Here is a 26733-nt window from a genome sequence, read left to right as displayed (position 1 = left end):
CCCGGCGGCGATCGGCGCCCGCCTGGCCGCGCATGCTCCGTAAGCACGGCTCCTCAGGTGCGCATGGGTAATCGGCTCCGGATCTCCTCTCCGCTCACGCGGTGAGCACACCCCGCGGGACCCGCCGGAACGGCAGGATCCCGCGAGCCGCGATGAGTTCTGCGGCGTTTGGCGGTCGTACTGTCGAACCCCTTACCGAGGAGGACTTCCTATGCGCAGGGTGACCTATTCGATGGGCGTCTCACTTGACGGCTACATCGTGGGGCCGGACGGCGGCTTCGACTGGACGGCGCCCGACGAGGAGGTCTTTCGCTCCTCCATCGACGAGATTCGAGAGGTCGGCGTCCACCTGCTGGGACGACGGCTGTACGAGACGATGCTGTACTGGGAGACCGCCGACCAGGATCCATCGCTCGACGACTCGATGCTCGAGTGGGCCGCGCTCTGGAACCCGCTCCCCAAGGTGGTGTTCTCCACCACGCTGTCGGCGGTGCGCGGCCATGCCCGCCTGGCCTCCGGCGGCGTGGCGGAGGAGATCGAGCGGTTGCGGGCCGAGCCGGGGGAGGGCGACATCGCGATCGGCGGCGCGACTCTCGCCGCCGAGGCGGCCGCGTCGGGTCTGATCGACGAGTACCGGGCCAGGGTCCACCCGGTGCTGGTCGGCGGCGGCATTCCATTCTTTCCCCAGCGCGAGCGCCGGGTGGATCTCGAACTCGTGGAGGCCCGCACCTTCAGCTCCGGAGTCCTCTACCTCCGCTACCGCGTGACGCGCTAGCCGGCGCGCGTCCGCCGAGCTCGAGCAGCGCTGGCACACGTATGACTGTTGTCGAAGTCCTGTCAGCTCTACGCTGAGCCGATGACCTTGGAATGGCGACACGTAATTGTTCACTCCGCGGATCCGGCGACCCTGGGGCAGTGGTGGGCCGAGGCTCTTGGGTGGGTTGTGGTCCACTCCTCCGACGTGGAGTTCGCCATCCGCCCGGAGCCGGATCGCCTGCCGGGGTTGGAGTTCGTCCTGCTTGATGAGCCCAAGAAGGCCAAGAGCCGACTGCATCTCGACTTTGTGCCCGATGATCAGGACGCCGAGGTGGCTCGCCTTGAGGCTCATGGCGCACAACGTGTTGATATTGGTCAGGGTGACCAGCCGTGGGTTGTCATGGCAGACCCCGAAGGCAACGAGTTCTGTGTCCTCGGCCGGCGGCGTCAGTAACTGAGCGCCGGCTCCGTCAGCGTGCTGGGGAAGCCGATGCCCAGATGGCCCGTGCGGCGATCGTTTCAGTCGGTGGTGTACCAATCGTTCTCGAGGTATTCCAGGGCGTAGCTGCCGAGGTCGTTGTCGAGAAGGTGGCGGAGGCTCTGACCGCTGCGGCCGGCCTCTCGATCTTGTCGGGTGTGCGCACGGCGGATGCGCTGCGGGTCGACCGTCGCGGTTCGCAGGGCCTTCTTCCGCGCGGGCGTGATCATCTGGAAGGCGGCGGTGTAGAAGGACGACACGCATGGCTCCCGGCACCGCACCCCCGATCCGGCCCGGGCCAGGTCCGTACGGACGCGGCGCGCACTGCGCCAAGTGGCGGCCGACGCCGACGCGGATGCCCGGCAGCGACGATGAGCCGCTCCTCCTGGAAGGCCGCGACGGCGCCTCTGGTCGTCCCGTAGCCGAGCGCCTCCGGCGCGGGTCCCGACGGCGCATCGGCCGGCTCGGGGAGGGGTCAGTCCGTGCCGCGCCGCTGGTCGCCGCTCGCTTGCCGCAGCTCGTCGGCGTGGCGGGCCACGGTGTCGACGCGGTCCGCGAGGTCGATATGACGTGCTGTCAGGTGCTGATGGGCTTCGGTGAGCGGGGCGACGAGCTGGGCGGCGTCGTCGTGGGCGAGGGCGTCCGCCAGCCGGGCGATGTGGTCGCGGGCCTCGGCGGGCAGATCGGTGAGGGCGGTGACTTGCCCGGCGAGCCGACGCAGATCGGCTGCGTTGCCCCGGGCCCATGAGGTGACGGTGCGGTCGGCGGCGCGGCGGTCACGGGTGGCCTGCACTCGCTGCTCGCCGGTGGCGCCGGGGGTGCCGGGCCGTACGCGCAGGTAACGACGCTCGGCCGCCTGGCGGCTCGCCACGCCCAAGGGCTGTGCGAGCTCGGCCCAGCTGGCGCCCGCCTCGCGAGCCGTCTCGATCAGCCACGGCTCCCACCCGGCGAGCCGGTCCCTGACCTCCCGCAGCAGCAACAGCGCGGCCAGGGCCTGCTCCGAGCTGGTCCGGGGTGGCTCCGGGCCTCGGCCTGGTGGGGCGGTGGCGGTGCGCACGACCTCGTTGATGGCCTCCAGCGCCGCCGAGGTGGCAGGGAACGACGTGGGGGCGGGGTGGGGGCCGAGTTCGTGAGACTCCTCCGGGCTGGCCATGGTGTATCCCTCCTTCGTCATCGGATCGACGACGGAATCATTTGTCATCGTTCCGATGACATGCTACAACGGAAGCAGGTTACAGCGCATTGGCGGTACCGCCCAAAGGGCACAAAGCACAGTGGAGGTGTTTCACGATGTTGATGCGCACCGACCCGTTCCGCGAGCTTGACCGGCTCACCCAGCAGCTCATGGGTTCGTCCGGCACTTGGTCGAGGCCGTCCACCATGCCGATGGACGCCTACCGTGAGGGCGACGACTATGTGATCGCCCTCGACCTCCCCGGCGTCTCGACCGATGCGATCGATATCGATGTCGAGCGGAATATGCTCACCGTCAAGGCGGAGCGGCGGCCGATCACCAAGGCCGACGATGTGCAGATGGAGCTGTCCGAGCGGCCCCTCGGGGTCTTCTCCCGCCAGCTGATGCTGGCCGACACCCTCGATACCGAACGCATCGAGGCAGACTACGAAGCCGGTGTCCTGACGCTGCGCATCCCCATCGCCGAGCGGGCCAAGCCCCGCAAGATCGCCATCGGCGAGGGCGCCGGGCACAAGCAGATCAGGGGCTGACCCCAGGGGGCCATGGGGATTCACCATCGCGGGCGGAGGACGCCAGGAAGGGCGGGCGCTCCCTTGCCGTCCTCTGCCCCGTCCTCCATGGCCTCCGCCCGACCTCCGCCCGATCTCCGCGATCACTCGCGCACACCATCATGACAAGCAAGCATGACGAGAAAGGCAATCGACCCAGCCATGCCGGTCCAGTCCGAATACGCCCCGACCGCGGCGGAGATGACGTTCGACCAGATGCTGGAGAAGGTCCGCTACGAAGGGGCCTACCCCACCCGTGAACGGGCCGAGACGGTCGTCCGTGCCGTGCTCGCCGGCCTGGGCCGGCAGCTCACCGGCGACGAGCGGGTCGACCTCGCCGCCCGGCTGCCCGTGGAGGCGGCCCGGGCGCTCGCCGACCAGATCCCCGCCCCCGAGCCCCTCACCGGATGGGGCTTCGTCAAGGACCTCGCCACCCGGGTGGGCGGCACTCCTGCCACCGCTCGCTGGGACGCCGGCTCCGTCCTCAAGGTCGTCACGCAACTCGCGGGAGACGGCCTGGTGGACCGTATCCTCGCCCAGCTGCCCTCCGGCTATGCCCTCCTGTTCGGCCGGATCGAGCTGACGCGCGCGGCCTGATCCGCCTTTCCACGGGGACCGTATTGAGGGAGCCCGCTTCGGGCGCTCGGCCGAGCAGCGAGTGGTGCGGAGTTCCGCCGATGCCGGCGCCTTTCAGCAGCGCCATCCGGACCTCTGTGCGGTGCGGATGGCGCTGCCGCCGATGCCCGGGCTGGACGGCGGCCTCCTGGCCCTCGGATCGCCGGCCCGGCTCGTCCGCGGCTGCCGTCACAGGCTCAGCAAAGAGGTCCCGGACCGCTTCAGGCTGAGACAGGAACGAGTGGTGGCCGGCGTCGAGCTCGACGACGCCGCCGGCCCGGCGGGCGAACTCCCGCTGCAGCCGCGGCGGGGTGCCCCGGTCCTGGGCGCAGACGAGGTACGTCGAGGGCACCTGCTGCCATGCGGCAGCCCCCCGACCGGCTGCCCGGTCCCCCGCACGCTCTGCCGGGCGAGGTGGTCCGCCGCCTGCGCCTGGACCTCGGGGGCGCAGTCCTGCAGGAACGTGTCCACGAGCAGGGCGGACCCCGAACGTGCCGGCGTCGGGGGGCGACGTCGAGGAACGGGGCGGGGCTGCCGTCCGCAGAATCCGACAGGCTCTGCCCGGCCTCGGGCAGGTAGCTGGAGACCAGCAGCAGATGGCGCACCGACCCGACGCCCGCGGCGGCTTCCGCGGTGACGATGCCGCCGTAGCTGTGGGCGACCACGGACGGCTCGTCTCCGGCCCGCAGCACCTGCCGCACCGCGGCGACGTCCTCGGGAGCCCCGGACCGCCGACGCCGCCGGGCAGACCCGCCTCGCCGCAGCTCGGCAGCGCCGGTGCCACGCTCGGCACCCCCCATCTTCGGCCTTCACACACCGATGATCAGCAGTCCGCCGCGGCCACCGCCGGACCGGACCGCCGATCTGATCACGGCCTGCTCGTGGAGTGCCGCTCGGCCCAGCCGGTGGCGGCCACCACCTCGCGCGCGATGTCCGCGACAGCCCGCCCGTCCGTCGCCACCCGCACCGCGTCCGCGGGGGTCCGCTGGTCCAGCAACCGTGCCTTACGGGTACTGCTCTCCCACTCTGTCTCCAGTTCCGAGCCGATTTCCCGGCGCTCCAGCCGTTCCCGGGCGGTCGTGTCGGTGGCCGTGAGAAGAACCCGCACGATCCGCACCCCGCTGCCCATGGCCCGCTCGAACATGCCGGTCGCCTCGGGCACCACGCTCAGTGTGTTCGTATAGATCAGACGCCGGTAGCCGCGGCGGGCGTAGTTCGTCCACACCGCAGTCAGATTGCTTTCAGTGATCTCCGCGCGGTGTGGATCTCCTTCCGGAGCGGGATGCACCTGCCCCATGAAGTCACCGTCGATGACCGCGTGGGGGACCGCCGCACCTCGGAGCGACACCGAAACCTCCCACCCCACCGTCGTCTTGCCGACCCCGGCCCGCCCTCCGATGAGGAGCACTTCCGCGTGATCCATGGACGCAGCCTGGCAGCCCAGCTCCGTCTCACGCGATCGAATATCGAAGTGCCCCGCGGAAGCGGACGGTTGGGCCGCGCCGGTCCTCACCCGTGAGCTTCTTCGCCCGGCCCGGGGCGGACGTACGCGGGGCTGTCTTGCGCGGCACTCTTCGGCTTCGCGCGGCCGGCCGAGGAAAATGAGCAGGTCGAACCCCGACCTGGACTGGACCTACCCCCACATGGGCACCGCCGGATACTGACCCTGAGCAGGATGAACACCCGCACCCACTCCGTACTTCCCCCGACGAAAGCCGCACCCCCGGCCTCCCTGCCACTGAACCCGATCGGCCAGGCCGTGCGGGATGGAGACGCACTCGACATGCAATCACCGAGGAAGCCCGCCGGAGAACCGGGAAACGGCTCGGCGGACACCGCACACGTCATCCCGATGGACACGCTCGAACCACAGCGGTGGGCCAACGGGCGAGGCTGGACCCGCGAGATCCACCGTGAGCCCGCCGCAGATGCCCCGGAGACGGTCCCGTGGCGGCTGAGCCTCGCGGACATCGAGGACACCGGCCCCTTCTCACCCTTTCCGGGGATGGAGCGCCATCTGCTGTCGGCGGCCCCCGTGCCCCTTCAGCTGTCCATCGACGGTGTCGTCCACGATCTGCGGTACACCCAGATCGTCACGTTCGGCGGGACCGCCGAAGTGGCCACGACCGCTGTTCACGGCAGGGCGCGGGCGCTCAACCTCATGGTGCGCAGCGGTATCCGCGGCAGCCTCGACCTCCTCGGGGGCGATGCGCGACTGTCGGTCTCGGCCGCGTTCGCCACCGCTCTGGTGGTCCTCGACGGCATCGTCGCGCTCGGCGGCCGACGGCTGGAGCGTTTCGACACCATCCTTCCTGGCGCCGAAGGGACACGCCTCACTCTCCAGGGCGCGACCGTGGCCCGTGTGCGCGTCGAGATGTCGGCTCCGGATGCCGCGCCCGCTCCCGCCCAGCACCGCCCCCGCCCAGCACCGGCGGGCCGTCCCCACCCGAACCCACACCTGCCCGCTGACCTGTCCAGCCACCCGCGGATCAGGAGTTCACGACCATGAGTTCGTCGAAGTACCTCGTGTTCGGAGCCGGTCTGGCGGGTGCGGCCACGCTCTGGCAGCCGGCCCGCCGCGGCCATGAGGTCACCCTCGTGGAGCGATCACACCCGGCCGCCGATCTGCCCAGGCGTTCCGCAGTAACCCCGCTGGAAGGCAGTCCAGAAGTCCTCGTCGATCCCGGTGCCGGCGAACGAGTTCCAGTTGGTGTGGGCGACGAGTTGGTCGCGCCCGTCGCGGCTGTTGAGGGCGAAGGTCAGGTACCCGAGTGCACTGCCGCCGTGGCCGTACGCACGGCCGCAGCCGGTGGCGTAGACGTAGACACCAAGCCCGTAGGCGACAGCGGGTGGGACGGTGCCGGTTGTGGGGACCGTGTCGGTGAGCATCCGGCGAAGCAGGTCTGAAGGGAGCAGACGTCCTTGCAGCAGGGCCCGGTAGAAGCGCGCGATGTCGGCCGCGGTCGTCACGAGGGCGCCCGATGCCCCAGCCTCGGACGGGCTGAACGCGGTGACGTCGAAACGGGTTGGCTCCGGCGCGTTCGGCAGCAGCGGTGAAACGTCCGCGTAGCCGTGTACGTGCGCTCCGTCGATGGTGTTCCGCGCCAACGGATAGGAGGTGTCACGCAGCCTGAGGGGGGTGAAGACGCGGCGTTCGAGATTGGTGCGCAGATCGCGGTCGGTGATCCGTTCCACGATCAGGTCGAGCAGCAGGTAGTTGGTGTTGGAGTACCGGAATCGGGTGCCGGGAGCCGGGAAATACCGGGGTTGGGCAAGACCGATGCCGATCAGCTGGTCGCGGGGCCAGTACTGGTCAAGCCCGCGGAAGTGGGGAAGGAGCCCGTCGATGTAGTCGTACAGCCCGCTCGTGTGGTTGAGCAGCTGGCGGACAGTGATGGGCGCACCGGACAGTGCGTTGTCGGTGCGGATCTGGTCGGGAAGCAGACTCTGCACGGTGTCGTCGAGTCGCAATCGGTGCTCGGCGACGAGTTGCAGGACGACCGTTGCGGTGAAGGTCTTGGTGACGCTTCCGGCGCGGAACTTCAGGTCCGGTGCCATCGGCGTGCCGGCGGACCGGTCGGCGACGCCGGCCGCGCCGAAGCGGTCGTCCGAGCCACGGCGGGCACGCAGGAAGGCGCCAGGGTTGGGATTCGGGTCGGCCACCACCTGGTCGGCCAGGGCCTGCAGAGCCGGGTCACGGCGGCTGCCGGCCGCCTGTCCGTCACTGGCCTGGCCCGCAGTGGCCATGCCGGGCGGCAGCAGGAAAGCGAGAGCAAGCCCCATGCCTAACAGGCGAGTTGAGCGTCGTCGGATCATCGCGAGGGCCCTCCCCGGTAGCAATATATGTATACGGTTATAGCACGCGGTACCGTCCTCATGTGCCGAGAGTTGCCGACCATGACGCCCGCCACGGGCAGATCACCGATGCCGTCCAACGCCTGATCGTGCGACACGGCCTCACCTCCGTGACCGTCGCGCGGACCGCCGCGGAAGCGGGCATGTCCGTTGGCCTGGTGCAGCACTACTTCACGGCGAAGGACGAGATGCTGCTGGCCACGTTCACCCGCGTCAACGGGCGTTTCACCGCACGAGTGGACGAGCTGGTGAACCGAGGCGAGGCCGAGGGCCGCACCATCGCCGAGATGCTGCGGCAGGCGCTGACCGAGCTCGTACCGCTCGACGACGCCCGCCGCGCCGAATTCCTGGTCCGTCTCGCCTTCGCAGACCAGGCCGCGCACAACGCCCGCCTTGCCGGCGTCCAGAGAGAGACCCTCGTGGGCATTCGCTCACGTGTCGCCCAAGCCATTAAAAATGGAACGGTATGCGGCGAGGTCGCTCAGGGGACCGACGCGGCCGACCAGGCCCTGCGCATCGTCGCGTTCGCCGAAGGACTCGCCCTGCATACGCACATCGACCCCGACGGCACACCGAAACCGGCGATCCTCGCCGCGCTGGACGACCACCTCGGCCGCGTATTCACCGGAACCTGCCGACGCGCCCAGCTCGGTTAGAGACCCGCGAGGCCGCACCCTGGGACACACTCGACGCCGTTGCCACGGTGGACGGCTGCCACCCTCTGATACGGCCGAAGGGAGGACATGGCGAACCCGGATCCGCCCGGCCCCGGGCCGGTTGTAGAAGACGTCTCCCAGATTGCTGCGGCCGGTGGTGGCGATTCTGACGATCGGCTCGGGGCCCTCCTCCGGTGACCGCGTCAGGCGCCGACCGATCCGGCTTGCCTTCGCCGCCGTGGTCAGTGCGGAGTTGGGGTCGAGACCGGAGCGGACGGTGCCGGGGTGGCACGCGACAGCGGTCATGGTGTCCGGTGCCCGGCGGTTGATCTCGGCAGCATGGACGACATGCCGGCTTGGAGGCGTTGTCCGAGCGCGCCCGCGCTCCGGCCGGGTGCAGCACACCCGGCCGCGTATGCGGGGTGAGAACCGCTGCGGGCGACGTCCGCGATTGATGTCCGAGGCCACGGCACCTGCTCGCCGGGCGGCGCCTGCGCGAGGCGGCCCCCGACGACGTGCGCACCAGGCGGAGCCCGCCGCCATCGCGTCACTGCCGCAGGCCGCGCCGGTGCGGCCGCTACGATGCGGCGACGGAGGGCCTGAGCAGAGCCGGCCACTGCGTGTCCAGCCAGTGACGGACTCGTCGAACAGCCCCTCGCGGACACGGGCGGAGCAGTACCCGTTGGACGATGTTCCCGCGGCCATGGCCAGTCGCAGCGGAAGCGCCGCCGGTCAGGCTGTCGTGACCCTCCAGGGAGCCACGTAGCCGCCCTTTCGACGCATGTGCAGGTTTTGATGAGACGGCGCCAGTGTGGCGACCGAGGTCGGTCTCACAGGCAGCGGACATGCAGGCCGCCGTCGACCGGGATAGTAACGCCGGTGACATAGGCTGCTTGGTCCGACGCCAGGAAGAGGGCGGCATGGGCGACATCCCAGGCCGTGCCCATGCGTCCAGTCGGCGATGCCGCGTGCCGCGCGGCGAGCATCTCCTCGGTCGAGGAGTATTCGCTGGAGATCTGCTCGAAGATCAGCGGGGTCTCGACCAGACCTGGCGCTACGGCATTGATGCGTACTCCCGTGCGGGCGTATTCGAGTGCGGTCACCGCCGTGAGATGGTTGACCGCGGCTTTCGCGGCACTATAGGCGGGGTAGGGATAGCCGGTGTAGCGCATTCCGGCCAGCGATGAGACGTTCACGATCGCGCCGGTGCCGTGCTCGACCATGCCTGGCAGGACGGCCTTCATCGTGCGAAAGACGCCGGACAGATTCACGTCCAGAGAGCGGTCCCATTGCTGCGGGGTGAGTGTCTCGAGACGGCCCATCTGCGTGACCCCGACATTGTTGTGCAGCACGTCGATGCGTCCGTGTGCGGCCATCACCTCTGCCACGATGTGCGCGACCTCGCTGTCAGAAGTGATATCGGCTTCCCACGCCTCGGCCCGGCCCTCTTCGGCGGCGATCACCTCGGCGGTCTCGATGGCGGCCTGCTTGCGCAGGTCGACCGCGATGACGGTGGCGCCTTCTCGGGCGTAAGCGACCGCCGCCGCCTTGCCGTTGCCCCAGCCTTGGCCGGCGGAACCGGCGCCAAAGACGATGACGGTCTTGCCCGTGAATCGTTCAAGCACGTTATGCCCTTCTCCAGGTGACCGTCACGATGCCGCGCGAGACGGGCCGCCGGGCACCGTCTCCGGACGAGGAAACGTGGCCGCCGTTCCTCTCTTTGTAGGATCCACGTGTGTCCGACAACGAAATCCAGCCACTCGTCGACCAGCTCGCCCAGCAGCTACAGCGGTCCGTTGTGATCAACGATCCGGCCGTCCGCATGCTCTACAGCAGTGCCCACTTCGGCGACGAGGACCCGGTCCGCGTCCAGGCGATCCTGCACCGCGACGCCGGCCCCAAAGCCATTGGCCACGTCCTCGCCCAGGGCGTATGGACCTGGACCACCGCCGGCGTCATCCCTCCCTACGAGGAGATCGGGTTGAAGGCCCGCGTCGCGGTCCCCATCCGGTGGCGCGGCGATCTGCTCGGCCTGCTGTTGGTGATGGACGCCGACAGTTCCCTCACCGCCTCCGAGCTCGCGGCGATCAACGAGACGGTCCGGATCGTCGCGCCGATGCTGGTGGGCCAACGTCCTGGTGATGACGACGCGGCCGCCCGCGAACAAGCCATCCGGGACCTGGTCAGCACGGAACCCACAGTGCGCCGTCGGGCATTGGCCGATCTCGGCCCGGACGCCGAACTCAACCGGTTCGCGCACGTCACAGCCATCGACGTGGGGGTGGCACTCACCGCGGAGCCGGTGGGCGCGTCACACGTCGAGATGGCGCTTCGCGACGCCGTGACGTTCAGTCGCCCGCCCGGCCCGACGGCCGAATTGCGCGCGGTCACCGCCGGCGGTGCGTTGCTGCTGCTCGGCGGCGCCGCGCCCATTCCCGACAGCGTCAGCCGCGGACACGCGCAACGGATCGTCGAGCGTATGCGGGATCTGGCCGCCGGCCGCTTCACACCGGTCGCCGGTGTCGGGTTCCCCGTCGCGGGTCTCGACCGAGCCGTGGAAACAGCGGATCAGGCCCGTCTGGCCCGCCGCGCCGCCTCGTCAGTACTGGGCACGGACGTCGCCACCTGGGCCGACGTCGGCCCTTACGGCCCGCTGCTCCGCATACCCGCCGACGAACTCAGCGCGAGCGCGCTGCCGGTCGAGCTACGCCGCCTTCTCGACATCGACCATGGTCAGAAGCTCACCGAGACCCTGCGTGCCTATCTGGACCACGCGTGCTCGGGTCCCGCGACATCGGAAGCGCTGCACATCCACCGCACCACGCTCTACTACCGCCTCGGCCGCATCGGTGAACTCACCGGCCTCGACCTGGCCGACGGCCGTACCCGGCTCGTGCTCCACCTGGGTCTCATCATGATGGACCTCATGCAGGCCAGGGTTCGACAATAAGAGGAAAATCAGCGTCCGCATTCCAACCGGCATCTGTAGTGGCACACGGTCGCAGAGGCGCATTCTGCTCCGGACATGACCACACAACCGCAGGGGACGCGAGATGAGCACCGTTCGCCGTACCGTCGAGGCGACGCGAGCCGGAACCGACCCGTTCGACCTCACCGGGAAGGTCGCACTGGTCACCGGAGCCGCCCGCGGAATCGGCCAGTCGATCGCTGTGGAACTGGCCCGGCGAGGCGTCCACACCGTAGTCGCCGACCTTCGTGACCCGAGCGAGACGGTGGCGCTCCTACGGGACGGTTTCCCTGCCGGTATCCACGAGGGCAAGACGGTCGATGTGCGCGAACGTGATCAGGTCGACGAGGTGGTCTCCGGCACCGCCGCGCGCTTCGGGCACCTGGACATCCTCGTCAACAACGCCGGGACGGCCAGCCGGGCAGGTCTGACCGGGATCACCGACGATGAATGGTTCCGTGACCTCGACACCAACCTTCGCGGCACGTTCCTGTTCTGCCGCGCCGCCATCAGCCCCTGGATGAGCGAGCGGCGTGCCGGCGCGATCATCAATATCAGCTCGATCAGTGGCCTGATGGGCGGTCCCTCCTCGGGCAGCGAGGACCAGGGGCGATCCGGGCCCGCGTACGCGGCTTCCAAGGGCGGCGTCATCGCCCTCACCAAATGGCTGGCCAAAGAGGTCGGCGCCCTGGGGATCACGGTCAATTCGGTGGCACCTGGTCCGATCGCCACGCCGCTCACCGAAAGCGTGGCATACGACCTTGGTCAACAGATCCTGCCGCGTATGGGAAAGCCCGAAGAAATCGGGGCGGCCGTGGCCTATCTCGCCTCGCCCGCGGCCGCGTACGTCACTGGACAGGTGCTGCGTGTGTGCGGCGGCGCGGCGCTCGGGTAGCGGCCCCCGCTCGACAGCCTTCAATGGAGCCCGCAAAGGAGCCGGCCCAATGGATTCAGAAAATCCTCGACCACTACCCGGCGCCGTCCAGGCACGCGTCGTCCGGAAGGTTGCCCTCCGGCTGATTCCGTTCCTTGCGGTGGCCTATCTGCTCAATTATCTGGACCGCACCAACATTGCGTTCGCCAATTTGACCATGAGCAAAGACCTCGGTCTCAGCGAAACCGCGTACGGTCTGGCGAGCGGCCTCTTCTTCGTCGGCTATGTATTCTTCGAGGTGCCGAGCAACCTCGCGCTGCACCGATTCGGCGCGCGACGCTGGATCGCCCGGATCATGGTCACGTGGGGACTGGTCGCGATCGGCATCGCGTTCGTGAACAGCCCAACCACGCTCTACATCGGAAGAATCCTGCTGGGCGTCGCCGAAGCCGGTTTCTTCCCCGGCGTCATGCTCTATTTGACCTGGTGGTTCCCACGAACCGTCCGCGTCCGGCTGATCGGCCTGTTCATGATCGCGTTGCCGGTCTCGTCCGCGCTGGGCGCTCCCTTGTCGGGCGCGATTATCGAGTACCTGCACGGATTTTTCGGCCTGGCCGGATGGCGGGTCATGTTCCTGATCGAGGGCGTCCCCACGGTGGCACTCGGCATCGCCGCCTGGTTCTACCTCACCGACTACCCACGCCAAGCTCAATGGCTCACCCCCGGCGAACGCGCATGGCTGCACGCGACAATGGCCGCCGAACAAAGGGCCACGGCAGAGGGCGGACATACCTCCGTACGCCAGTCCCTGCGGGATGCCCGGGTATGGGTACTGGGATTCGTCTACTTCGGTCTGGGCTATGGCCTGTTCGCCTTGTCCTTCTTCCTGCCGACCATCGTGGCCGGGTTCGCGGAGAGCTTCCACACCGAGTTCTCGACCTTCCAATCAGCGCTGATCGTCGCCATCCCCTTCGCCATAGGCGCGATTGCTCTGGTCATCTGGTCACGGCACTCCGACCGGACCGGCGAGCGCATCTGGCACGTCGCCCTCCCCACGCTGCTCGCCGCGATCACCGTTCCTGTGGCGATGTACATGCGGTCCCCCGCCGGAGCGATGGCGGTCATCAGCCTCACCGCCATCGGGATCTATGCCGCATTCCCCGTATTCTGGTACCTGCCCTCGACCTTCCTCACCGGCCCGGCCGCGGCCAGCGGCATCGCCGTAGTGAACACCATGGGTGCCGCCGCGGGTTTCGCGGCTCCTTACCTCACCGGCTGGCTCTTGGACCTCACCGGTACCTCAAAGGCGGGCCTTTGGGTTGTCGGTGTGGTCATGTTCGCCTCGGCGATCGTGCTGCTGGCCTTCGGCAGACGATTCCGCGCCCAGCCGACAGCCGAGGCGCGGCCCGCAGAGGCGTCCCCGACACCGCGTACAGTTCCGTGACCGTTACCGTCGAAGCGCCCGAGCTGTGCACCGAGTCCGCCCCCGCCTGATGCCATGTCCAGGAGGTTCGCGCCATGCCCATGCCTGTCAAGGCCGGCTTCGAGACGGTTCCCAGGATGATGCTGGTCCTGGTCGCCGCCGGTTCCGTCATCCACACCGTCGCCCCCGGAGGATCCGGCGATCCGACGTTCAGGGGCGCCATCCGCACGGGGGAGGTGCCGGCATGAGCGCGGCCACCAGTGGGGCGTCGATCATTGGCTGGAGCCATTCTCCATTCGGGCGGCTCGAAGCGCCGGACACGACAACCCTGATGGGATCGGTGTTGCCCGGTGCGCTCGAACATGCCGGCGTGGCGGCCGGTGATGTCGACGGGATCTTCGTCGGCGTCTATAACAACGGCTTCTCCCTTCAGGACTTTCAGGCGGGATTGGTGTCGATCGCCGTTCCCGGGCTCGTCGGCATCCCGGCCACCCGGCTGGAGAACGCCTGTGCCACCGGCTCCGCGGCTTTGTACGCCGCGCTCGATTTCGTGGAGTCGGGCCGCGGACGCCTCGCCGTGGTGGTCGGCGCGGAGAAGATGACCGGAGTCCCGACAGCTCGTGCCTCCGAGCTCATGCTCTCGGGCTGCTATGTCCGCGAGGAGGGAGGGGAAGAAGCCGGTTTCGCCGGCGTCTTCGCCACCTTGGCCAGTGCATACGCCGAGCGGTATGGCGACCCGAGCCGTGCGATGGCGCAGATCGCGGCGAAAAACCACCGTAATGGTGTGGACAATCCCTATGCCCATATGCGTCGCGACTTCGGTTTCGACTTCTGCAACTCTCCGTCGGAGAAGAACCCGTTCGTCGCACCTCCGCTGCGTCGCACCGATTGTTCCATGATCTCTGATGGCGCGGCGGCTCTCGTCGTCGCCTCGGCCGACCTGGCGAGGAGCGCGCCACAGCGGGTCGGATTCCGGTCACGCGCTCAGGCCAACGACGTCATGGCCCTCTCGCGCAGGGATCCGCTCGAGTTCGCGGGCGTACGCCGCGCCTGGGGCCAGGCCCTGGAACAGGCCGGTCTCACCACCCTCGACCTGGACCTGGTGGAAACCCATGACTGCTTCACCATCGCGGAACTGCTGCAGTACGAGGCGTTCGGACTGGCCGAGCGCGGTCAGGGCCACCGGGTGCTGGAGGAGGGGTTGGCCGGCCCTCATGGCAAACTGCCCGTCAACCGATCCGGAGGGCTCAAGGCGAAAGGGCACCCCCTCGGGGCGACCGGCGTCTCGATGCACGCCATCGCGGCGATGCAGCTGACCGGCACCGCCGGCGACATGCAGCTTCCGCGGGCGGAGCTGGCCGGGGTGTTCAACATGGGCGGTGTCGCCGTCGCAAACTACGCCAGCGTTCTGGAGGCTTGGTGACCGAGATGGCGCCCGATCCGAGGACCGGTTCCCGCACACCATCGGTGACTCGGAGGACCAGCAACCTGTCCACCCTGCTGCGCCAGCAGGCTGCTCGACGGCGTGACCAGACCGCCCTGATCCGCGGCGACGTGGTCTGGACATGGGGCGAGCTCGACGACAGGGCCGATGCTCTGGCCGCCGCGTTGACCGATGCCGGTGTCGGCAGTGGTGACGTGGTCATGCTGCACGCGCCCAACAGCCGCGACTACCTCAGTGTCATGTTCGCAACCTGGCGGGTCGGCGGGATCGTCACACCGACGAACGCGAAGCTGACCGCCGAGGAACTCGTCCAGCTCGCCGAGGTCGTACGCCCGGCCCTGCTGATCGTCGGAGCGGGCGCCGAGGACCACGCCGCGGCGCTGGATGCCACACCGTCCTGGGCCATTTCCGACGCCCCGGGCAGCGGTGCCACCCCCCATGTAGGGCGGCTCATCGACAAACACCTCGGCGCTCGAGTGCCCGATGCCGAGGTGATGACGGGGGATCCTGCCTGGTTCTTCTTCACCTCCGGCAGCTCCGGCCGCCCGAAGGCGGCCGTGCTGACCCACGACCACCTCGCGTTCATCATCAACAACCACATCGCCGACCTGATGCCGGGCCTGTCGAGCGACGACGCCACGCTGGTGTTGGCGCCGCTCTCGCACGGAGCCGGCGTGCATGTGCTCACTCACGTTGCCCGCGGTGCGCGGATCGTGCTGCTGCCCGGCGGGTCGCTCGACACGGCACAGGCATGGGAGCTCGTGGCCGAGCACCGTATCTCGACGATGTTCACCGTACCGACGATCCTCAACAGACTGGTCCAGTCCGTCGCCGGGGACACCGACCACTCGTCGCTGCGCTACGTCATCTACGCCGGTGCGCCGATCACCCGGCAGGACCAGCGCCGGGCCTATGAGGTGCTCGGCGCGGTGATCGAGCAGTATTACGGTCTGGCCGAGGTCACCGGAGCCATCACCGTCCTGCCTCCGGCTCTCCACGACGACGTGCCCACGTACCAGGGCATCGTCACCGCGGGCTATCCCCGCACCGGCATGACCATCTCGATCCGCGACGCCGACGGCAACCCGGTCCCCAGCGGCGAGCGGGGCGAGATCTGCGTCGTGGGTCCCGCTGTTTTCGCCGGCTACCTCGAGAATGACGAGGCGAACGCCAAGGCGTTCCAGGACGGTTGGTTCCGCACCGGCGACCTGGGCGTACTCGACGAGCGCGGGCTGCTCTACATCACCGGGCGAGCCTCGGACATGTACATCTCCGGAGGGTCGAACATCGACCCCCGTGAAGTCGAGGAGAAGCTCGTGACCCACCCGAAGGTGCAGGCGGCGGGCGTGGTCGGTGCGCCCGATCCGGACTGGGGCGAGGTCGGTTACGCCGTCGCGGTGGTCGACGACGGGCTCACCGCCGAGGATCTGCTGGGCTGGTGCCGCGAACACATGGCTCGCTACAAGGCACCCAAGCGCGTTCATCTCGTGGACCAGTTGCCGACCACCGCCTACGGCAAGGTCACCACGCCGGTCCTGCGTCAGCTTCTCCAGGACGCCGGTGTCTGGCCCAAGGGAGGTTCTCGATGACGGCCGACTCGGTCGGTTCGACGACAGGCCCGGCCGCACCGGATCCCGGAGCGCCGAGGCTGACCCATCCCGGTCCGGCTGCCGCGGAGCGGGTGGTGGCGGTGGAGACGCGCCTCACGACACACGATGTTGAGTTGCCTGCCGGGCTCCCGCTGCTGGCCGCGTTGGAACAGCTTCTCGCAGAGACGGGCGGCAGGTCGGGCTGTGGGCAACTTGTCGGTGGCGAGTTGGCGGGGTTCTCCTATTACGTACCCGCTCTCGGGCCTCCCGGTGGTCCTGTCGCCACCTTCAGCGACCCGCGGTCGGGGGCGGCTCCGGGCAGGCTGGTTCGCGGCGGGCTGACCCTCGGCCTGAAAGAGGGCGCGGTGTTCTCACACAGCCACGCCCTGTTCGTCGATGCCAACGGGGTCCGCGGGGCTGGTCACCTCATCCCCGAGAGCGTGGTACTCGGCGCAGGCGTCCGGGCCCAGCTGTCCATCGCCACGGATGTCCAGATCGAGGTCCACCCCGACCCGGAGACGGAGATGTCGCTGTTCACTCCTCGTCGAATCGCCGACACCGGCCGCGGCGAGGTCGCGGGGATGGTGTGCCGGATCCGCCCCAACGTGGACCTGGTGAACGTGATCGAGTTTCTCGCCGACGAACAGGGCTGGGCCGGCGCCAACGTATGCGGGCAGATCGGCTCACTGATCGGTGGACGCCTGGGTCAGCCCGACGGCAGCGTGGTCGAGGTCGACGGGCCGGCCACGGAGGTGATGTTCCTCGATGGATCGGTGCGCCGGGAGGACGGCCGGATGCGCGCCCACCTGCAGGCTCATCTCGTCGACCGCCACGGCATCGTCCACAGCGGACGGCTCGAGCCCGGGCACAACCCGGTGGCGATGACCTACGAATTGATGCTGACGGAGGCGGCGCGGTGAGCGCGAGCGCCCTTCTCACCCGGCGCGGAGTGGACCCGTCATCGGCCCGCGACCGCCCGCTGGACCTGGCCGCCTTCGCCGAGGACGCGGTCCCGTTCACAGCGCGTGCTGCTGCCCCACCTAGCCCCGCGACGTGTCGCGGATCGGCTGACATTGCATCCGACCTGCTCTTCGACCCGCTCCGGCGACAACGAGGCTCTGCACGTCCTGGCGCGTGACGTCGTCGGGCCGGGCGATCGGTCTCCTCGGCACGTTCACGGATCACGGCTTCGGCCTCTACTGTTCCTCCCGGTAGTTCCAGGGTGCCGCGACGGTGCCGGCCGAGGAGCACGCCCTGGTCGCTGAGGACAAGGGGGCCCAGGCTTCGGCATTGAGGTCCTCAAGGGACACGGGAACTCCCGAGAGCAGAGAGAAGAGAGTAGTAGCTGCGCGCTCCATCATCCGGTTTGGGCATCAAGGCCCCGTGGCGAGGTAGTTCGGGCCTCGGCCCTGGCGCGCGCGTTCGATGGCTTCGAGACGGGCGAAGGGCAGCTCGCCCATGAGCTGTCGCCACTGGGCGGGATCATGGACGGCCCACAGGTCGTGTTCGGCCGGGTCGAGCCGGATGTGGCGCAGCTGCTCGGGGCTGAGCCGGCCGCCGTCGAAGATGAAACCGATCTTGCCCAGTGGCCGGCGGGGACCCGGCGGGCGGTAGTGCGTCAGCAGCAGGCGTGGTTGGCCCCGGCCGAGTTCGAGTCCGGTCTCCTCGGCCGCTTCGCGGCGTGCGGTCTCCAAGGGGTCCTCACCGGCGTCGGCGTTGCCGCCGGGCAACTGCCACAGCCGGTCGCCGTACACGGAGCGCAGCTGTACCGGGCGATCGTGCTCGTCGCGGATGTACAGGCAGCTGTACACCGTGTGATGGGGCACCGTCTGGACGTACTCCTCGGGAGTCATGGGCATGGTGCGGCCGGGCCGTCCCGGACGGTGGTCGAACTCGAAAGCGAGGGCGCCGAGGGCTTCCTTGACCGGCGGGTAGATGCGGCGGAGGCTGGCGAGTTGCGCCTCACGCGAGGAGTCGGGATCGATACGGGCTGGGTCCTCCGCGTCGAGAAGCTCCTCGAATGAGCCGTACGGGGTGATTCGCTGTGCGACGATGTCGAGTTCCCGCCCGCTGTCCGGCTCGCGGAAGATGAGCGTGTCCCCGGTTTCGACGGCGGCTTTCTTGGGGGTCCTGACGCGTACTTCGATGGTTTTGCGTCCGCACTCCACCTGGGCGTAGTAGCGCTCCTGAAGGGTGAAGTGGTGCTGCCGCGCGGTGGGCGTCGTGCCTGGGCTTTCGGCGAGCGTGCGTGGTGTGTGGTTGGCCGATGGCCCAGAGGGCGGCGTGGCCTCGGCCGGGTGGGGGCCGCGCAGGACTACGAAGGCCAGTCCTTCAGCGTCGTGGCGTTCGGTGGTGGACCAGCCGGCCCGGAGCCGGGCGAGTTCGTCCTCGTCGAGCGCGATGCCGCGCCGATCGGCCGGGGTATCGGCGGCGAGGGGCGCGATGACCACGATGGCGGCGCCAGGTCGCAGGCGGCGGCCGAGGGCCCGCATGGTTCGGTCGCGGTGCTTCAGGAAGGGATATACGAACCGTAGGGTGATCACGTCGTAGCCGTCGGCGTGCAGCGGCGCCCAGTCGTCGAGCTCGATGTCCAGGCGCAGCCACCGGGCGGCATTTCCGTGCTGGGCGGTTGCCTCGGCAAGGGCGTTGTCGGACCAGTCGACGGCGTCGACGTGGTAGCCGAGCGAGGACAGGTGGGCGGCGAGTTCACCGACCCCGCACCCGACGTCGAGGGCCTTGCCGTCGACAGGGGCGGGGAGGTGTGTGGCGAGCAGTGACCGCTCACGGTCGCTGAGCGGGCGATAGCGGCGGCCATCGGCATAGCCGGTGTTCCATTCATTCCGTGTGGTGAACACCAGGGACACGTCCTTCCCTATAGCGACGGATCCACGGCGGCAGCGCAGAGGATGTGGAAGACCGGGGTGGCCGACGCCGTTGGATGGGATCCTCTCCGCAACGGCACGGATTGGGAAGCGGGCGGCGAGCCTTGTGCCGGCTCCGGGCGGGGTCCGCGGAACAGTGTTTGTGCGCGCCGGCCTGGAGGGGGACACCGCGCAACGCGCAGTTGGCGCATGGGCAGACGAAGAGCAGACGAAGATCGGTCCGGGTGTGAGTCATAGGGCAGTTGGACGAATCCTGGCGGCATGGCACAGGGCCGGAGTCGCCGGCCGACCAACCGGGCGTTGCGGTCCAGGTGCCGTGTCCCGGGCCGTGGAGCCGCGCGTTTTCACGCACGCCCGGGGGCACGTCATTCGCCCGCGGCGTCCTCGGCCTCCCAGCGCAGCAGGTCGCCCGGCTGGCACTTGAGCACCTCGCAGAGCGCGGCGAGCGTTGCGAAACGCACCGCCTTGGCGCGGCCGTTCTTGAGCACCGCGAGGTTGGCGGGCGTGATCCCTACGCGGTCCGCGAGGTCGCCCACGGACATCTTCCGCCTGGCCAGCATGACGTCGATGTCGACGACGATCGGCATCAGATCACCTCGTCCAGCTTGGCCTGCATCTGTGCCGCTTCGACGTCACGCGCGACGGCCTGGGCGAGCAGCATCCGCAGCACGAGCACGATGAGCGCGACCCCCAGGATGGCCACGCCAACCCACCCATGATGACGGTGACGCCCGGATCGTCCCGCTGGCCCGGTGCATTGAGGGCCGTGACCGCGGACCACAGAAGGGCGGCCGCCACGATCGCGCCGATCACGGCGTCCACGTACCGGAAGGCGGCATGGGACAACATCGGTTCCACCTCGCACCATCGTCACCAGCCGCCATACGCTGACCAGGGCGACCTGGGCCGACACCATGCCCAGAATCGTGATCACGCGCAGCGGGGTCAGCCGGCGGCACCACCACGAGCATGGCGCGAGGCGCACGCACTGCCAGCTGTCCCATGCCCCATCCTTCCATCGAGTGACGATGGAGACCTATCGAATCTCGATAGGTGAATCAAGAGGTGAGACGGAGGATGGGTGGTGGGCTATGCCGAAGCCCTGGTCCGGCATCTCCTGTGTGGAGGGCGATCTGTGCCAGTGGACGACCAGGTCGCGGGTATTGGCGCGATGGTCGTCGCGGTCGGCATCAATGGGCGGCGCCTGCCTTCACGGGGCGGGCGTCACGCCCGCGTCGAACCAGGTGCGGCGGTGACCAGGGGAGCGCCCCTCTGACGCGGAGGCCATCGCCGTGCGGGATCAGATCTCGCGGAAGAGCCTGGCGAGCGCGGTGACCTGGGATGACGCCGGGTGGCGGAAGTCGGCTATTGGCCTGGGCGAGCGATCCATTCGTGCCACGTGCCGGCGAGGACGATGTCAGTGAGCCTGTGGTAGCCCGCGCTGCCTGGGTGGGCACCGTCGCCGGCCAGCGCTTCCCTTGTCCAGGCGGGGTCATTGGCAAGGGCCTGGGTCGTGGCGATGAACGGGACGTGCCGCGAACGGCAGAGCGCGGCCATCTCCTCGGCCAGTTGCGAGGTCCGTCGCAGATGGCCTTCACCTGCGTCGACGACGGGCGGGGGACCTACGACCAGCGCACCGACCGCCCGCTGCCCGCACCCGTCGAGGAGCGAGGCCAGGTTGTCCACACAGCGGGAGGGGTCAACGCGGACCGTGCCCTCCTCCTCAACCATGTCGTTGCTGCCGAAGGAAATGACCAGCCGATTGTCGGCATCGGGCAGGGTGCGCGGTGCGACCTCCTGCCAACAGCGACGCAGGACATCCTCGGAGGTGTTGCGCCGGATCCCGAGATTGAAGGCCGTGACATCACCGCAGGTGGCCTGGAGCACCCGGCCAACCCAACCTCGGTGCTCCGGATCACCGATGCCCTGGACAAAGGAGTCGCCGATGAAGCACATGCGTAGATCCCTGCTCATCGGGCCAACCCTACGGCTTGGCCCACTCGCCGATCGCACATCGCCGGGGGCCCCTGATCGCCGCGATGCGTCCAGGTCCCGCGTCCAGGTCCGCGTCTCCACCACCGGGCCGCGGCCCTGCTCTGGTCTGTGACCTGCTGGTTCGTGCCCGCGGTCTGGCCTTTCCACCGCTCGCGCCAGAAACGCTGAGGAGCCGCGCCGCTGCGTCCCTGAGCCTGTCGTCGCGCGTTGCCCGTCCGGACGCGATCAGGGCAGGACCACTGACCCGGAGGCCCGTGAGGTCCTGAGCCATGTGATCTTCGTGTCGATGTCCTCGCCTTCGGTCGCGGCGCCTGCGGCCACCGCCCGTCGTCCCGCCCCGGCGTCCGGTCGTACGGCGGGCCCCGGCTCCGCCCGCGGGCTCGGGGTACTGAGCCGAACGGGGAGGGCCCGGCACTTCGGGCGGGATGAGGAGCGAGGAAGGGGAACTCGTTCAAGGGGCCGGTCACAGCCTCGGAAGCCACAGCGGGAAGGTGCCCATGCTCAGGAAAGGTCGGAGGGCCGCCATCGGCGGCGATGAGCGCAACGCACGGGCCAGGACGTTGGAGAAGGCGTTGCGCGAGAGCGTCGACGGGGAGGTGCGTTTCGACGCGGGCAGCCGGGGCGCGTATTCCACGGACGGTTCGAACTACCGCCAGGTGCCGATCGGTGTGGTGGTGCCACGGACGGTGGAGGCCGGAGCCGAAGCCGTCGCGGTCTGCGCCCGGTTCGATGCTCCCGTGCTCAACCGGGGCGGCGGAACCAGCCTCGGAGGCCAGTGCACCAACGCGGCGGTCGTCATCGACTGGACGAAGTACTGCGACCGGCTGGTATCGGTCGACACCGACCGGCGGACCTGTGTGGTGGAGCCGGGCATCGTGCTCGACGAGCTCAACCGCCGGCTGGCCGCCCACCGGCTGAAGTTCGGGCCCAAGCCCTCGACACACAGCCACTGCTCGCTGGGCGGCATGATCGGCAACAACTCCTGCGGCGCGTCCGCTCAGGCCTACGGCAAGACGGTGGACAACGTACGGCGGCTGGAGGTCCTGACCTACGACGGAACCCGCTGCTGGGTCGGTCGCACCGCGGACGACGAGTTCGCGGCAGTCATCGCGGCCGGTGGCCGCCGCGCGGAGATCTACCAAGGGCTGCGGGACATCGTCGACCGCTATCTGGGGGACATCCGGCGCGGCTTTCCCGCCATTCCTCGGCGCGTATCGGGGTACAACCTGGACTCGCTCCTCCCGGAGAACGGCTTCGACCTCGCCCGCACGCTGGTGGGAAGCGAGGGCACCCTGGTCACCGTTTTGCGGGCCGAGCTGGATCTGGTGCCGGTACCACCGTACGAATCCCTGCTGGTGCTCGGTTATGACGACATCTGCGCGGCAGCGGACGACGTTCCCCGGCTCCTGGACAACAGCCGCCCCACTCAGCTGGAGGCCCTGGACGACCGGATGGCGCAGCTCATGCGGGAGGAAAACGCCTATCTCGATTCCCTGGAACAGTTTCCGTCCGGGAACAGCTGGCTCTTGCTGCAGTTCAGCGGCGATACCCAGGAAAGTGTCGATGAGCAGGGCCGAACGCTGCTGCGGGCGATCGGCCGCCGCGAGGACGACGGCACCGTGACGTTCTCCGACAACCCCCGGCGGGAGCAGAAGATGCTCCGGGCCCGGGAGGCCGGGCTGGGCTTGACGGCGCGCCCACCGGACGGGCGCGAGACCTGGGAGGGCTGGGAGGACTCGGCCGTTCCGCCGGAGCGGCTCGGCGACTACCTCCGCGACCTCAAGCGGCTGTTCGAGCGGTTCGGTTATGGTCTCTCCTCGCTGTACGGACATTTCGGCCAGGGATGCGTGCACACCCGCATCCCCTTCGAGCTGACCAGCGCGGAGGGCGTCGCGGCCTTCCGGGACTTCCTCGTCCGGGCCGCGGATCTGGTCACCTCCTACGGAGGATCGCTCTCCGGGGAACACGGCGACGGGCAGGCCCGCGGCGAACTGCTGCCGCGGATGTTCGGCGACCGGCTGGTCACCGCGTTCGGCGAGGTGAAGGACCTCTTCGATCCGGACAACCGGATGAACCCCGGCAAGGTCGTGGCTCCCCATCCGGTGGATGAGGATCTGCGACTGGGCCCGCACTGGCGGCCGCGCACCCACCAGCCGCACTTCGGCTACCCCGACGACCAGGGATCCTTCACCCATGCGGCCATGCGCTGCGTCGGCATCGGCAACTGCCGTACCCACACCGGCGGCGTGATGTGCCCCTCGTACCGGGCGACCGGCGAGGAGGAACACTCCACCCGCGGCCGTGCCCGGTTGCTGTTCGAGATGCTGGAGGGGCACGCCGACTCGACGATCTCCGACGGCTGGCGTTCCACCGAGGTCCGTGATGCCCTCGACCTGTGCCTGGCCTGCAAGGGCTGCAAGTCCGACTGCCCGGTCGGGGTGGACATGGCCACCTACAAGGCCGAGTTCCTCGCCCATCACTATGCCGGGCGGCTCCGTCCGGCCGCCCACTACTCGATGGGCTGGCTCCCGGTGTGGGCCCGCCTGTCACGGATCTCGCCGCGGCTGGTCAACGCCGTACTGAACGCCCCCGGCATCGCCCGGCTCGGGAAGGCCCTGGCCGGGGTGGCCACCGAGCGGAACGCTCCGGCCTTCGCACCGGAGTCGTTCCTCCAGTGGTGGCAGGCGCGTGACGGGTCGCGACCGGAGCCCGGCGACGCGAACGCGGTCGTGCTGTGGCCGGACACCTTCAGCAACTTCTTCCAGCCGAACATCGCGCAGTCGGCGGTGCGGGTGCTGGAGGACGCGGGGTTCCGCGTGGCGGTCCCCACCCGCGCCGTATGCTGCGGCCTGACCTGGATCTCCACCGGACAGCTCGCCACGGCCAAACGCGTCCTCGCCCGCACGGTGGACACCCTGCGGCCGTGGGTCGAGGCCGGCACTCCGATCGTCGGCCTGGAGCCCTCGTGCACCGCGGTCTTCCGCGCCGACGCACCCGAACTGCTGCCCGAGGACCAGGACATCCAGCGGCTTGCCCGGCAGTTCCGCACGTTCTCGGAACTGCTGGTCAATGACGCTCCCGGCTGGCAGCCGCCGAAGCTCAGCAGGACGGCCACGGTACAGACGCACTGCCATCAGCACGCCGTGCTCAAGGATGACGCCGACCGGGAGCTGATGCGCCGGTCAGGCCTTGTCGCCGACGTCCTGGACGAGGGGTGCTGCGGGCTCGCGGGCAACTTCGGGTTCGAACGCGGCCACCACGATCTGTCGATGGCCATCGCCGGACAAGGCGTCCTGCCCGCCGTACGTGACACCTCGCCCGGCGCACTGGTCCTCGCGGACGGATTCAGCTGCCGCACCCAGATCGAACAGGGCGACACCGGCCGACGCGCGATGCACCTGGCCGAGGCCCTGTCCCTCGGCCTGGACGGGCCGCCGCCCGCGCACCAGCCCGAAAAGCTCCTCCGCCGCCCCGAACCCTCCCTGCGGGACGCCCGCCTGGCCACCGGCGCCGCCGCACTCGCCGTCACCGGGGCCGCGGTGGCCGGTGTCCGCACCCTGGTGCGCCACCGCCGCCGGTGAGCGGCGGGTCCCGGCCGTAACCGCCGTACCACGGCGACACCTCAGCCAGACCACAGACGAGAGAGGAAAAACCGTGTCGAGCAAAGTGTCCGACTACATTCTCCAGCGACTGCGCGAGTGGGACGTGGAGCACGTCTTCGCCTACCCGGGCGATGGCATCAACGGCCTGCTGGCCGCCTGGGGGCGGGCCGAGAACAAGCCGCAGTTCATCCAGGCGCGGCACGAGGAGATGGCCGCGTTCGAAGCCGTCGGGTACGCGAAGTTCTCCGGCCGGGTCGGGGTGTGCGCGGCGACCTCCGGCCCCGGTGCCATCCACCTGCTCAACGGCCTCTACGACGCCAAGCTCGACCACGTACCGGTGGTGGCGATCGTCGGCCAGACCAATCGCAGTGCCATGGGCGGCTCGTACCAGCAGGAAGTTGATCTGAGCAACCTGTACAAGGACGTCGCCGCCGACTTCTGCGAAATGGTCACCGTCCCCGAGCAACTGCCCAACGTCATCGACCGGGCGATGCGCACGGCCCGTGCCAAGCGGACCGTGACGGCCGTCATCATCCCAGCCGACGTACAGGAACTGGACTACTCACCGCCGACCCACGCGTTCAAGATGGTGCCCTCCAGCCTCGGCATGGCCCGGTACGCGCCGACCCCCGCCGCCGAGGAGATCACCCGGGCCGCCGAGGTGCTCAACGCAGGCGAGAAGGTCGCCGTCCTCATCGGTCAAGGTGCGCGCGGGGCCCGCGCGGAGGTCGAGAAACTCGCCGACGTCCTCGGCGCGGGGGTGGCCAAGGCGCTCCTGGGCAAGGATGCGCTCCCCGACGACCTGCCGTATGTCACGGGAGCGATCGGGCTGCTCGGTACCCGGCCGTCCTATGAGCTGATGCAGGACTGCGACACCCTGCTGGTGGTGGGATCCAGCTTTCCCTACACCCAGTTCATGCCCGAACTCGACCAGGCCCGCGCGGTGCAGATCGACATCGATCCGTTCATGGTCGGACTGCGGTACCCCTTCGAGGTCAACCTCGTCGGAGACGCCCGGGAGACACTGCGGGCGCTGCTGCCCCAGCTGAAGCGCAAGAAGCACGGATCGTGGCGCAAGAAGATCGAGAAGGACACGGCCCGCTGGTGGCAGGTCATGGAACGGCGCGCCGCCGTGGACGCCGAACCCATCAACCCCGAATACGTCGTCCACGCCCTCGACGCCCTGCTGCCCCACGACGTGATCCTGGCGGCCGACTCCGGTTCCGCGGCGAACTGGTACGCGCGCCACCTCCGCATCCGCGGATCCATGCGCGGCTCGCTGTCCGGCACCCTCGCCACCATGGGTCCAGGAGTGCCGTATGTCATCGGAGCCAAGTTCGCCCACCCCGACCGGCCCGCGCTGGCCATTGTGGGCGACGGAGCCATGCAGATGAACGGCATGGCGGAACTCATCACCGCGGCCAAATACTGGTCCGAGTGGCGGGACCCGCGGCTGATCGTCGCGGTTCTCAACAACCAGGACCTCAACCAGGTCACCTGGGAGATGCGCGCCATGTCCGGCGCGCCGCAGTTCCTGCCCTCCCAGGCCCTCCCGGACGTACGGTACGCGGACTTCGCCCACTCCATCGGTCTGGGCGGGGTACGCGTGGAAAAGCCCGACGGGGTGGAAGCCGCCTGGCACAAGGCGCTCGGCGCCGACCGGCCGTTCGTCATCGACTTCCGTACCGACCCGGCCGTGCCGCCGATTCCGCCGCACGCCAGCCTCGACCAGATCGAGGCCGCGGCCACGGCCATCGTCAAGGGCGACAGTGACCGTGAGGCGATGGTCAAACAGGGCTTGAAGGCCAAGGTCCAGGAGTTTCTCCCGGGCCGGAAGCACCACGAGGACTGAC

At 69.1% G+C, this 26733-nt stretch carries 23 protein-coding genes and 1 pseudogene; 15 read left to right on the top strand and 9 right to left on the bottom strand.

Annotated features, from left to right (window positions below; translation table 11 throughout):
* Positions 1–211: 211 nt before the first annotated feature.
* Together AS97_RS05425 and AS97_RS05420 are read left to right on the top strand one after the other, a co-directional pair.
* A complete protein-coding gene (locus tag AS97_RS05425) occupies positions 212–775 on the top strand; it encodes a dihydrofolate reductase family protein (RefSeq protein ID WP_210564429.1) in 564 nt (187 codons plus the stop codon).
* Between the two features lie 81 nt (positions 776–856).
* Positions 857–1210 carry a VOC family protein gene (locus AS97_RS05420; protein WP_059143888.1) on the top strand — a complete coding sequence of 118 codons (354 nt, stop codon included), beginning with the start codon at positions 857–859 and terminating at the stop codon, positions 1208–1210.
* 65 nt (positions 1211–1275) lie between these two features.
* Here the strand turns inward: AS97_RS05420 and AS97_RS05415 are convergent, their stop codons facing one another.
* Positions 1276–1494 carry a hypothetical protein gene (locus tag AS97_RS05415; RefSeq protein WP_059143887.1) on the bottom strand — a complete coding sequence of 73 codons (219 nt, stop codon included), beginning with the start codon at positions 1492–1494 and terminating at the stop codon, positions 1276–1278.
* Positions 1495–1709: 215 nt separating this feature from the next.
* A complete protein-coding gene (locus AS97_RS05410) occupies positions 1710–2387 on the bottom strand; it encodes a hypothetical protein (RefSeq protein ID WP_059143949.1) in 678 nt (225 codons plus the stop codon).
* 137 nt (positions 2388–2524) lie between these two features.
* Between AS97_RS05410 and AS97_RS05405 the strand changes: the two genes are divergently transcribed.
* A complete protein-coding gene (locus AS97_RS05405; protein WP_059143886.1) occupies positions 2525–2959 on the top strand; it encodes an Hsp20/alpha crystallin family protein in 435 nt (144 codons plus the stop codon).
* Between the two features lie 180 nt (positions 2960–3139).
* Entirely contained in the window at positions 3140–3574 is a 435-nt protein-coding gene (locus AS97_RS05400; protein ID WP_059143885.1) for a DUF2267 domain-containing protein, read from the top strand.
* Between the two features lie 886 nt (positions 3575–4460).
* Here AS97_RS05400 and AS97_RS05395 read toward each other — a convergent pair.
* The gene (locus tag AS97_RS05395) at positions 4461–5015 is read right to left on the bottom strand and encodes a zeta toxin family protein (protein WP_201724564.1); all 555 of its coding nucleotides are present in this window, start codon (positions 5013–5015) and stop codon (positions 4461–4463) included.
* A gap of 252 nt (positions 5016–5267) precedes the next feature.
* Here AS97_RS05395 and AS97_RS05390 point away from each other — a divergent pair, with 252 nt between their 5' ends.
* Positions 5268–6101 carry a HutD family protein gene (locus AS97_RS05390; RefSeq protein WP_059143884.1) on the top strand — a complete coding sequence of 278 codons (834 nt, stop codon included), beginning with the start codon at positions 5268–5270 and terminating at the stop codon, positions 6099–6101.
* 98 nt (positions 6102–6199) lie between these two features.
* Here the strand turns inward: AS97_RS05390 and AS97_RS05385 are convergent, their stop codons facing one another.
* Complete coding sequence (locus tag AS97_RS05385) at positions 6200–7375, bottom strand: serine hydrolase domain-containing protein (protein WP_247204243.1); 1176 nt, start codon at positions 7373–7375, stop codon at positions 6200–6202.
* Positions 7376–7470: 95 nt separating this feature from the next.
* On the opposite strand from AS97_RS05385, the gene AS97_RS05380 reads away from it, so the two are divergent.
* A complete protein-coding gene (locus tag AS97_RS05380; RefSeq protein ID WP_059143883.1) occupies positions 7471–8103 on the top strand; it encodes a TetR/AcrR family transcriptional regulator in 633 nt (210 codons plus the stop codon).
* An 830-nt stretch (positions 8104–8933) separates the two neighbouring features.
* Here AS97_RS05380 and AS97_RS05375 read toward each other — a convergent pair.
* A complete protein-coding gene (locus tag AS97_RS05375) occupies positions 8934–9728 on the bottom strand; it encodes an SDR family NAD(P)-dependent oxidoreductase (RefSeq protein WP_059143882.1) in 795 nt (264 codons plus the stop codon).
* 110 nt (positions 9729–9838) lie between these two features.
* Here AS97_RS05375 and AS97_RS05370 point away from each other — a divergent pair, with 110 nt between their 5' ends.
* The 7 genes from AS97_RS05370 (at position 9839) to AS97_RS05340 (ending at position 17321) form a co-directional block, all read left to right on the top strand.
* Positions 9839–11053, top strand: a complete 1215-nt coding sequence (locus AS97_RS05370; RefSeq protein ID WP_210564428.1) for a PucR family transcriptional regulator — start codon at positions 9839–9841, stop codon at positions 11051–11053.
* A 103-nt stretch (positions 11054–11156) separates the two neighbouring features.
* On the top strand, positions 11157–11966 hold the full coding sequence (locus AS97_RS05365) for an SDR family NAD(P)-dependent oxidoreductase (protein ID WP_210564427.1): 810 nt from the start codon (positions 11157–11159) through the stop codon (positions 11964–11966).
* Between the two features lie 49 nt (positions 11967–12015).
* Positions 12016–13389, top strand: a complete 1374-nt coding sequence (locus tag AS97_RS05360) for an MFS transporter (protein ID WP_086709134.1) — start codon at positions 12016–12018, stop codon at positions 13387–13389.
* A gap of 74 nt (positions 13390–13463) precedes the next feature.
* Positions 13464–13616, top strand: a complete 153-nt coding sequence (locus AS97_RS05355) for a hypothetical protein (protein ID WP_161500445.1) — start codon at positions 13464–13466, stop codon at positions 13614–13616.
* A complete protein-coding gene (locus AS97_RS05350) occupies positions 13613–14791 on the top strand; it encodes an acetyl-CoA acetyltransferase (RefSeq protein ID WP_059143878.1) in 1179 nt (392 codons plus the stop codon). Before AS97_RS05355 ends, AS97_RS05350 begins: the two co-directional genes overlap by 4 nt.
* A 44-nt stretch (positions 14792–14835) precedes the next feature.
* On the top strand, positions 14836–16401 hold the full coding sequence (locus AS97_RS05345; RefSeq protein ID WP_210564426.1) for an AMP-binding protein: 1566 nt from the start codon (positions 14836–14838) through the stop codon (positions 16399–16401).
* Entirely contained in the window at positions 16398–17321 is a 924-nt protein-coding gene (locus AS97_RS05340) for a DUF296 domain-containing protein (protein ID WP_210564425.1), read from the top strand. Before AS97_RS05345 ends, AS97_RS05340 begins: the two co-directional genes overlap by 4 nt.
* A 453-nt stretch (positions 17322–17774) precedes the next feature.
* Here AS97_RS05340 and AS97_RS46910 read toward each other — a convergent pair whose 3' ends face one another.
* The 4 genes and pseudogenes from AS97_RS46910 to AS97_RS05315 form a co-directional block, all read right to left on the bottom strand.
* The gene (locus AS97_RS46910) at positions 17775–19256 is read right to left on the bottom strand and encodes a methyltransferase domain-containing protein (protein WP_247204242.1); all 1482 of its coding nucleotides are present in this window, start codon (positions 19254–19256) and stop codon (positions 17775–17777) included.
* Between the two features lie 392 nt (positions 19257–19648).
* Positions 19649–19870 (bottom strand): helix-turn-helix transcriptional regulator, encoded by a 222-nt coding sequence (locus AS97_RS05325; RefSeq protein ID WP_037952025.1) that lies wholly within the window; start codon positions 19868–19870, stop codon positions 19649–19651.
* Positions 19870–20287 (bottom strand): annotated as a pseudogene (locus AS97_RS05320) (DUF2975 domain-containing protein). Before AS97_RS05320 ends, AS97_RS05325 begins: the two are co-directional and overlap by 1 nt.
* Before the next feature lie 361 nt (positions 20288–20648).
* Positions 20649–21239, bottom strand: a complete 591-nt coding sequence (locus AS97_RS05315; protein ID WP_247204241.1) for a GDSL-type esterase/lipase family protein — start codon at positions 21237–21239, stop codon at positions 20649–20651.
* 536 nt (positions 21240–21775) lie between these two features.
* On the opposite strand from AS97_RS05315, the gene AS97_RS05310 reads away from it, so the two are divergent.
* Complete coding sequence (locus tag AS97_RS05310) at positions 21776–24859, top strand: FAD-binding and (Fe-S)-binding domain-containing protein (protein ID WP_210564424.1); 3084 nt, start codon at positions 21776–21778, stop codon at positions 24857–24859.
* 73 nt (positions 24860–24932) lie between these two features.
* On the top strand, positions 24933–26732 hold the full coding sequence (locus AS97_RS05305) for a thiamine pyrophosphate-requiring protein (RefSeq protein WP_059143873.1): 1800 nt from the start codon (positions 24933–24935) through the stop codon (positions 26730–26732).
* The last annotated feature ends 1 nt before the right edge of the window (position 26733 follow it).

Source organism: Streptomyces sp. AgN23, from assembly GCF_001598115.1.
In the GTDB taxonomy this organism is placed as follows: Bacteria; Actinomycetota; Actinomycetes; order Streptomycetales; family Streptomycetaceae; genus Streptomyces; species Streptomyces antimycoticus.
Note: the sequence above shows the minus strand (reverse complement) of the source record. Positions and strands in the feature narration are given on the sequence as shown.